6 protein-coding genes are annotated in these 8,202 nt (G+C 58.9%); 1 reads left to right on the top strand and 5 read right to left on the bottom strand.

Annotation, left to right across the window (positions count from 1 at the left end):
* Window positions 1–71 precede the first annotated feature (71 nt).
* The 3 genes from WA354_RS22725 to WA354_RS22715 are packed head-to-tail and all read right to left on the bottom strand — an operon-like array spanning window position 72 to window position 3,851.
* Window positions 72–1,901 carry a glycoside hydrolase family 35 protein gene (locus WA354_RS22725; protein WP_472815309.1) on the bottom strand — a complete coding sequence of 610 codons (1,830 nt, stop codon included), beginning with the start codon at window positions 1,899–1,901 and terminating at the stop codon, window positions 72–74.
* Window positions 1,902–1,961: 60 nt separating this feature from the next.
* A complete protein-coding gene (locus WA354_RS22720) occupies window positions 1,962–2,312 on the bottom strand; it encodes a ComEA family DNA-binding protein (RefSeq protein ID WP_472815308.1) in 351 nt (116 codons plus the stop codon).
* 54 nt (window positions 2,313–2,366) lie between these two features.
* On the bottom strand, window positions 2,367–3,851 hold the full coding sequence (locus WA354_RS22715) for a serine hydrolase domain-containing protein (RefSeq protein WP_472815307.1): 1,485 nt from the start codon (window positions 3,849–3,851) through the stop codon (window positions 2,367–2,369).
* Window positions 3,852–4,191: 340 nt separating this feature from the next.
* On the opposite strand from WA354_RS22715, the gene WA354_RS22710 reads away from it, so the two are divergent.
* Complete coding sequence (locus WA354_RS22710) at window positions 4,192–5,304, top strand: SGNH/GDSL hydrolase family protein (RefSeq protein WP_472815306.1); 1,113 nt, start codon at window positions 4,192–4,194, stop codon at window positions 5,302–5,304.
* Window positions 5,305–5,389: 85 nt separating this feature from the next.
* Here the strand turns inward: WA354_RS22710 and WA354_RS22705 are convergent, their stop codons facing one another.
* Together WA354_RS22705 and WA354_RS22700 are read right to left on the bottom strand one after the other, a co-directional pair.
* Window positions 5,390–7,726, bottom strand: a complete 2,337-nt coding sequence (locus tag WA354_RS22705) for a S41 family peptidase (RefSeq protein ID WP_472815305.1) — start codon at window positions 7,724–7,726, stop codon at window positions 5,390–5,392.
* Window positions 7,727–7,890: 164 nt separating this feature from the next.
* On the bottom strand, window positions 7,891–8,202 hold a 312-nt coding region (locus tag WA354_RS22700; protein ID WP_472815304.1), incomplete at its 5' end, for a lysophospholipid acyltransferase family protein.

Raw genomic sequence — 8,202 nt, 5'->3', positions numbered from 1 at the left:
AGCCTGCGCTACACGGAGCGAGGGAATCCCGGCTTTGATCTCTGACTTGGAAGTCGCGCCTAGCTGACGTCTTAGTGCGATGGAGAGGGGCCGTAGTCGGCGTGATCGACGGTGGTGAGCGCTTCCGACGCTTTACCCTGAAGATCGAAAACGACGATCTCATTAACGCCGAGATGCAGCCAGGGACCGGGCGTGTACAGCGTGAATTCCGGACCAACGGACCAAAAGCGCCCGAGCGGTTGGGCATTCAGGAACGCAGTGCCCTTTGAGAGCGCGTGAGTGTTGAGGAAAGTGTCGGCGAGCGGCTGGCCGCCAGGTGTTTTCATGGTGAAACGGTAGAAACACGGTCCTTCGCAAGGATCCGCCGTGAAGTGCAGCGCCGCCAGGTTTGTCATGGGAAGCGAATAGATTTGCCATTGCTGCGGCTGGTAGCCCCCGAGAGTCATGGAGCCCAGAATCCCCTTCTGCTCGGTGCGGATGACTTTAGTGAAGTTCACCCGGCCGGAATTCTCAACGAGGATGTCGAGGGTCGCGGGGGCGGAGACGGCAGGCATGGTCAGGTGCGTCTGATCGCGGCGGCGATCGAGGGTGCCGATGAGTTTGCGATTGATATAGATCTGCGCGTAATCGTGAAGACCGTCGATGACGATTTCGCCGCCAGGGCCGGCTGCGAGTTGTGTGCGATAGAGGATGTAGCCGTAGGACTGGTCGAGGTCTTCCATGGTGAGCAGTTTGTCGGACTCGACAGGCTTGGGCAGGTTGCTCCAAAGCGAGGCGGACTCGGCGTGGGGATCGATCGGGTAGGTGCCCGCTGGGCTTGAAGACGGGATGTCGGGCGGAGTTTTGCCCGTGACGCGGGCGATAGCGTCGCGGAAGGCCGTGAACTTGGGAGTGGGCTGACCGCTCTCGTTGAGGGGCGCATCGTAGTCGTAGCTGGTGGTGTCGGGCTCGTAGTTTTTGCCGTTGCTGTTGGCGCCATTCATCCAGCCAAAGCTGGTGCCGCCATGGAACATGTACATGCTGACGGAGTAGCCCTGGCGGAGCATCCATTCATATTCCGCGGCATTGCGGGCGACGTCGGTGGTGTGATGGTGCTCGCCCCAGTGGTCGAACCAGCCAGCCCAGTACTCACCAGACATGAAGGGGCCTTCAGGACGAAGGTTTTTGAGGGTGGCGAAGCTGTTCTTCGCGTCGCCTGTGCCAAAGTTGATGACCGCGGGTCGATTTGGAAGTGAACCGTTCGGGACCTGGTCGGCTCCATCTGCCGTGTAGAGCAGGGTGTCGGGTGCGGCGAGGCCGGATTTCAGAAGTGCGGATTCCACGGCTCGCATATAGTCGTGGTCGTGGCCGAAGGAGCCGTATTCGTTTTCGATCTGAATAGCAATGATGGGGCCGCCATTCTGGATCAAGAGCGGCGAGACTTCGCGAGCGAGACGCGTGAACCATTCGTTCATCGCGGCTATGTATTTAGGATCGGAGGAACGGAGTACGAGCGAGCGATCTTTCAGGAGCCAGCTCGGATAGCCGCCTAGTTCCCATTCGGCGCAGACGTAGGGGCCGGGACGGAGGATGACGTTGAGCCCCTCCCGCTGAGCTTCGCGAATGTATTCGGCGACATCGTTCTGGCCGGAAAAGTCGTAGACCCCTGGGCGCGGTTCGTGAATGTTCCAGAAGACGTATGTGGTGATGGTGTTGAGGCCCATGGCGCGTGCCTTGCGAAAACGATCGCGCCAGTAGGCGCGGGGCACGCGCGGATAGTGCATCTCACCCGACAGAATCTGGTAGGAATGGCCATCGAGCAGAAACTGGCCGTTGCCGACGGTGAAGGTGTGGGGTGCTTGTGATGAGGCGGCAATAGCGGAGGCGAGCATCAGCGCGACAGAGACGAGTATACGTTTCATTTCAGAAACGAGTGTAGCTCGGCGAGCTACCTGTTCAAAGTGACCTCAGCAATCGTCCACCTAACGCGCTTCGATTTTCCCGGCGATGCGGTTGTACTCGGCGCGTGATATGACGTGGCGCTTCACTAGATCTTCAGAGTCGGAATACGGCCGGTGGTCGATGATACGGCCGGCTGCGTCATCATCGATGCCAGGAAGACTCTTGAGGTCATCAGCAGATGCCCTATTGATGTTGATAGTGCGCTGCTGCTTGATACCCTGCACCACTCCCTGTGCGACTGCTTTGGCATCGCGCGCTGCGGTAGAGGTAGCGCGAGCAGTCTGTTCGCGAATTTCGTCGGGGCTGCGTTCATGCGGAGTGCAGCTAGTGAGCGCGATAAGAGCGACGGGCAAAAGTGCGGTAAGCCTCATGCATCGTTAGATGCCGCCCTCGATGAATGCGGGGGCCGTGCTTGAGAATGTTCTTCAATTCTGAGCCATGCGCATTTTTGGATTGCTGAAGTGCGTGAAGCCGGTGACCTTGCCGGAGGCATCGCGCATGAATGTGAGTTCTTCGGCTTCGCTACCATCGTCGCGCACGCGGAGAAACACATCTCCACCTTTGGGTTTGTAGAATTGCATATCGGCAACAGGGTCATCGCTGGGCAGGGAGAAAGTGACGAGCCCTCCTGCCCATGGGAACATGACGACTTCCGATTCCCACGGCTGGCCTGAGTAGTGGCCCGCATAGGCTTCCAAGTCGATCCCGGAAGCGGGAGCGGGCGCTTTGAACTCATAACTCTTGCGCTTGTCGAGAATTGCGAACACGACCATGCCCCAAGGGCCCGGGCGTTCCGACGAGTTGTCCATCAGGATCACGCCGAGTTCGTCTTCAGGCCTCAGCATCAGGATTGTTTGATAGCCGGGGCAGTCGCCGCCGTGGCCGACATAAGTGTGATTTTCCTTGTGCTGGATCGCGAAACCGAGACCATAGCTCACTTTCCAGGCCGGATCCATGAACTGAACTCGTTGCATTTCGCGCAGGGTCGAGGCTTTAAGGACATCTTCTTTGCCGGTGCGGAGCAGACGGAACTGCCACGAAGCGAACTTGGCGAGGTCCTGCACAGTGGAGGTGTAACCGGCTGCTGGGGTAATGCCGCGCGCATTAAAGGGTTTGAGCAGGTCGCGGGCGCCATCGCGTTTGAGTGCTCCGTAGCCCACCGCGAGGCGCTTGCCGTAGAGATCCATCGGCATATAGGTGCGTGTATCGTGGAGGCCTATCGGGTCGAGCACATGGGCCTTGGCGTATTCGACATACGGCTGGCCGGACACGGCTTCAACGGTTTCACCCACGAGCGTGAGGCCCAGGTTGCTGTACTGGAAGTAGCGCTCCGCGGGGAAGAGCGTGAACTGTTTGGCGATCTCGTCGCGGACTTGTTCCTGCGTCGGGAACGGGAAATCGGGGCCGGACCAGTAGGGAAAATCGGACTCGCGCGGAAGGCCGGCGGAGTGCGATAGTAACCCGCGCAGAGTGATCGGCACGCTGTCTTCCTCGGTCGTCTTGAATTTTGCCCACGGCAGATAGGTAGTGATCGGTTCGTCGAGGCGGACTTTGCCTTGTTCCCACTGCTGCATGAGCGACACGGAAGTGAAGAGCTTTGAGATGGAGCAGATGGAATAGATGGTGTCCGGCGCGGCGGAAATCTTGTGATCCGCGTCGAGGGTGCCATATCCCTTGGACCAGGCCAGATCGTCGCCCACAACCACTCCGGCAGAGATGGCAGGAATGTGCTGGTAGGCCTGAATGCTATCGAGCCAGGCGTCGGCGACGCGGATCGCTTCGGCACGGGCTTGAGCGGCCTTTTCGGGTGTCGGCGTTGAAGGAGCAGTTTGGGCAGGGATTGCTGCGGTCGATACAAGCGAAAGGATACACACGGCGAGGCAGGACCGGAACGAGAGCAGGTTTCTCACTCAAAAGGCTCCTTGCTGTTAGAGATCAATTGGCTACGGATGTTGGGGCGAGAATGGACTGTTGGCAGTCTAGCGCGGAAGAAGGATCAAGAAAATGCTATAAACTCCCGATCTGCTGCATCGGTTCCGGCGACGACTATTGTTCCGAACAACGATGTAGACGCTGTGCGATTGCCGGGAGTACACTTCAGGACCTAACGCGCAGCACATCCCCGATATTGCCCAATTCATTCATTCGATTCGGCGGGAAACAGGAAGGCTTTTACGATTGCCGCCCTGTCGCCCAACCGGAGCCAGTTGACGGGCTGTGTTGCCGGATTTCACTCACGGAGATTCAACCATGCGAATCATGCAATCCCGCAAGCTAATCGCTTTCGGAACCCTTGAGTTCGAGCCCGTGACGGCAGCCAGGTCGACCAGACTCTCCAAGCAGGCGCCTCGGATCGGCCTTGGTCTTCTCTCCGCGCTGCTGCTGATTTTCGCCACCGTCGGGGCTTCGGGCCAGGCCGGACCGTCAACCCCAGAATTCACAAAGATCGTTGTCTTTGGCGACTCGCTCTCCGACACCGGGAACGTGGCGCACCTGACCTACTCCAAATATGGCATCCGAGTTCCGGGACCGGTCGCCGATTATACCGACGGGCGATTCACGGATGGCTTCGACACGTTGCCGCCTGCCGAGCTTTACTCGGGTGTGTGGATCGAACAACTGGCTGAATCGATGCCATCGAAGCCTGAGGTGAAGAACTCGCTCGACGGTGGGACCGACTACGCCTACGGATTCGCCACTACTGGTTCAGGCACCACCGCATTCACCTTCGGACCTTCCAATTCGCTTTCAGTCAATGTGGAGAATATCGGCCGGCAAATCACGGACTATCTGGCTACCCGCCCCAAGATCACTCCGAAGACGCTTTTTGTTGTCTGGGGAGGCGCCAACGACCTGATTAATGCCACCTCTGAAGGCCAGATCATTGATGCCGGCATCAACCAGACCCTCAATATTCAACGGCTCATCGACGCGGGAGCGACGCAGTTCATCGTGCCGAACCTGCCTCCGCTGGGATTAGTTCCGCGGCTCAACGGATCGCCCGCAACATCGATTCCGGCAACCGAGGCCAGCATTCTCTATAACGCGGTGCTGGGCAGCGGCGTTTCACTGATTCTGGATTTCAATAGAGCCAGGCATCTGCATATCGCGCAGCTCGATGTTTTTAGCCTGTTCAACAGGATCGTGGCCGCACCGGCGACCTACTCACTGGTCAACGTCACCGGCAGCTCGCAGGGTATGGCCGTCGATCCAGACACTTTTCTCTTTTGGGATGATCTACACCCCACGACGCACGGCCACAATATTCTCGCGGTTACAGCTGCGAGCATTCTGGCGCGCAGCAATTGCATGAACAACGCTGCCAATCTCGGTGCCGAGGTTTGCGGCGGGGTCGCGCACTAAGCTGCAAGAACCTTGAGATTCGATTATTGAAGGTGGGCTGGAGCGCGGTGAAAGCCGCGCTCTTTCTCCAGGTGGCTACGAAGTCTCACTTCGTCGCCAGAGGCTGAGGGGCGGTGTCGGGCTTGGCAAGCTTCTCGATTGCGGCTTCCGTGGTTCCGGGGCCGAGAATCTGGCGGATCGCAGTCTCCAGCACTTCGTCGCGGCCTGCCTTGATGCCAGCGATTGTTGGTTTTGCTTCTACATCGGGAACAATGCCGATGCGCTGCGTAGGACGGTGGTTGGGATAGAAGACACCGATGCCGCTGATCATCGTGCTGAGGCCTCCGGGCAACGGAATCTGGGAGACGTTGCCGTCGGCGCCGGCTGTTGTGCTGCCTACGACGACGGCCCCCGGCGCAGAACGCAGTGCCATTGCGGTGTATTCCGCCTGGCTTAGCGAGGTTTCATCAACAAGGATCACCACCTTGCCGCTGTAGTGGGTTGTACCGGAATCGATGGTGGCGGTGTTGCCAAAATGGAAGGCTCCGGGATTGGCCAGATCTGGCAAGGTGAACGTCGCAAAAGAGGTAGGGGCTTTCTCATTCACGAGATGCGAACCGAGGGCGTAGGGCACAAACTCTGAGGGATAGTTTCGGATGTCGATGATGAGGCCCTTTGTGTTAGCGGCTAGTTCGATGTCTTTCGGAATGTCGGACGCCTTGATGGTGGAGAGTTTGAGATAAGCGATGTCCGGCGATAGCAGGCGAAAAGTGTCACCAGGCAGATCGTGCCATTTAGGATCGTTTGCGCCTTTCGCCGGTTGGCGGTCCACACGGAGTTCAACGGCTTTGCTGTCGCGCTGCACCTCGACCACAACCGATTTGCATTCACCATTAGTGAGAGTGCGGGCCATGTCGCGCTGGCGAGCGGCAGCGTTGGAGTCGGCGTAGAACGGGGTCCACCCTTCGATCAGCTTTGACAACGGAGTGGCGTCGATTGACTGGATTGCGTCTCCGATGCGGAATGCGGAGGTTGTGGCGGCATCCTTTGCGGCAAATCCGGAGACCACGGCCTGCCCCTCAACGAAACGAACATCGACGGGAAGCGCACATTTGCCGACGGGCGGCCTCACTTCCAGAGAACTCCACAAATTGGCGTGCGTGTCGTTGGCCTTGGCGACCAACTCCAGCATCGCGAGTTGATAAGCAGTGCGATCTTTCGCAAGCATGAGCTTCGGAATGAATTCATTGAGCACCGCGGGCCAGTTCTGGCTGGCATCGATTCGGTAGGGCGACCAGTACTGCATGATGTTCCACCAGCGAAACAGCGCGAGGAGCTGAAAGCCGGAATCCGGAAATGTGACGCCACCATAGGTAAGCTCATGCTCAAAAACCGGGTTCCCGACGCTGGGAGCCAGGCTGATGTAGAACTGATTGCCGCCTGGCCGATTCTGGTAGATGCGCTGCAGGCGCATGCTTAGCGCGGAGCCGAGTGTCGAGCTGTCGTGAATCCATGCGAGCTCGGGCTTGAGGGGCAGATCGGCAGCGGGCGCTGGCGGGCACTGACTCGCATCGCAGGCGGGAACCTCGCCCAGGCCGGCGATCCATTGAACAATCGCTTCGTTCGCATCGGTCCGATCAGGCGCGGCGAGGATGGCGGGGAGAATGCGCAGCAGATCGTAGTCCCACTGGCGTTTGCCAGCGGTTACCGCGGGGTGATGATACTTCAGGAATCCCCAAACGCGTCCGAGCGTGACGAGGTTATCGATCTGGTTTGGCGTGAGGGAAGAGACGGCAACCCGCGATCCCTTGTCGAATTCATGATCGGTATCGACCACGGTGAGAGGGCGTTCCATCGGCTTTGCTTCCGCAATGGGTTTGCCATCGACCATGAGGCGAAGATCGTCGGCCCACAATGTTCCAGTTCCGGCGAGCAGAACTCCAAAGAAAAGCTGGTGCGCTTTTGCGTCGAGCGGCAGCTTGATGGTGTATTCAGCCCACTCGCGTGTGCCGTCCACATGCTGGCTGGCCATGTTTTCGAGCTGCAGCATTTGGCCCTCGCCGTCTTCGCGCATCCAGAGGCCGGCGTACCCGGCCACATCTTTGGCGCGAAAATAACCGTGCAGCTCGACATTCTCGCCAGCGAAATCTACGGGGATGCTGCGGGTTATGACAGAGAAACCTCCCTCGCTTGCTGAGTTGCGATCGAAGCGGACCGACCAGCGGCCGGAGTGCACGACCTGGTCGTCGACGTTCACCGTCGCCTTCGGGCTGGCAAACCATCCGTTCGGCGTTGTGCCCTTCGCGATCGGAGTGAATGCAAGTGAATCCTGTACCGTGAGCCTCGGGGAGGACACCGGCTGGCTCGAAGGGTTTTGACTGGAGAGAGGGAGACTGAAGGCAAGGAAGAGGACAAAAAACGAGCAGCGCTTCATGGCGAGCATCGTACTCCTTCAAAGATCTGAGGAGCTGTGAGCAACCGGGGTTGTCGCTTTGGTTCCCTAACATTGGACTCAAAGAGAGAGGCTTGGTCAGCAAAGAAGCCGTGAGCTCGGATAGGTCAGGCCAACAAGAATCGGAAGTTTACCCGACAACGGTCTCCGAGCGGTCAGGACGCGAGTTCGGGGCTCTCAGCTTCCAGCGAACCATCGCCCGACGACTCGGTGCGCATTTTTTCAATGGTTTCGCGGAGCCGGGTGTTCAGCTCCTCGACCTGGCGCAGAGTCATGCCGGTGGTGGAGATCGGTTCGCCGACAGTCAGCGTGATTTCGCCTGGATAGAAGTGGCGGGTGTGCATCGGGAGCAGGTCGTAAACCCCACTGAGCGCGATTGGCACAAGCGGCACCTGCGCGCGGATCGCGAGGAAGGCTGCTCCAGCGAGGAAGGGCTGCGTGGTGCCGTCGGGGGTGCGGGCACCTTC

Source organism: Occallatibacter sp. (genome assembly GCF_049802275.1).
Classification (GTDB): Bacteria; Acidobacteriota; Terriglobia; order Terriglobales; family Acidobacteriaceae; genus Telmatobacter.
This window is presented reverse-complemented; position numbering and strand designations above follow the sequence as displayed.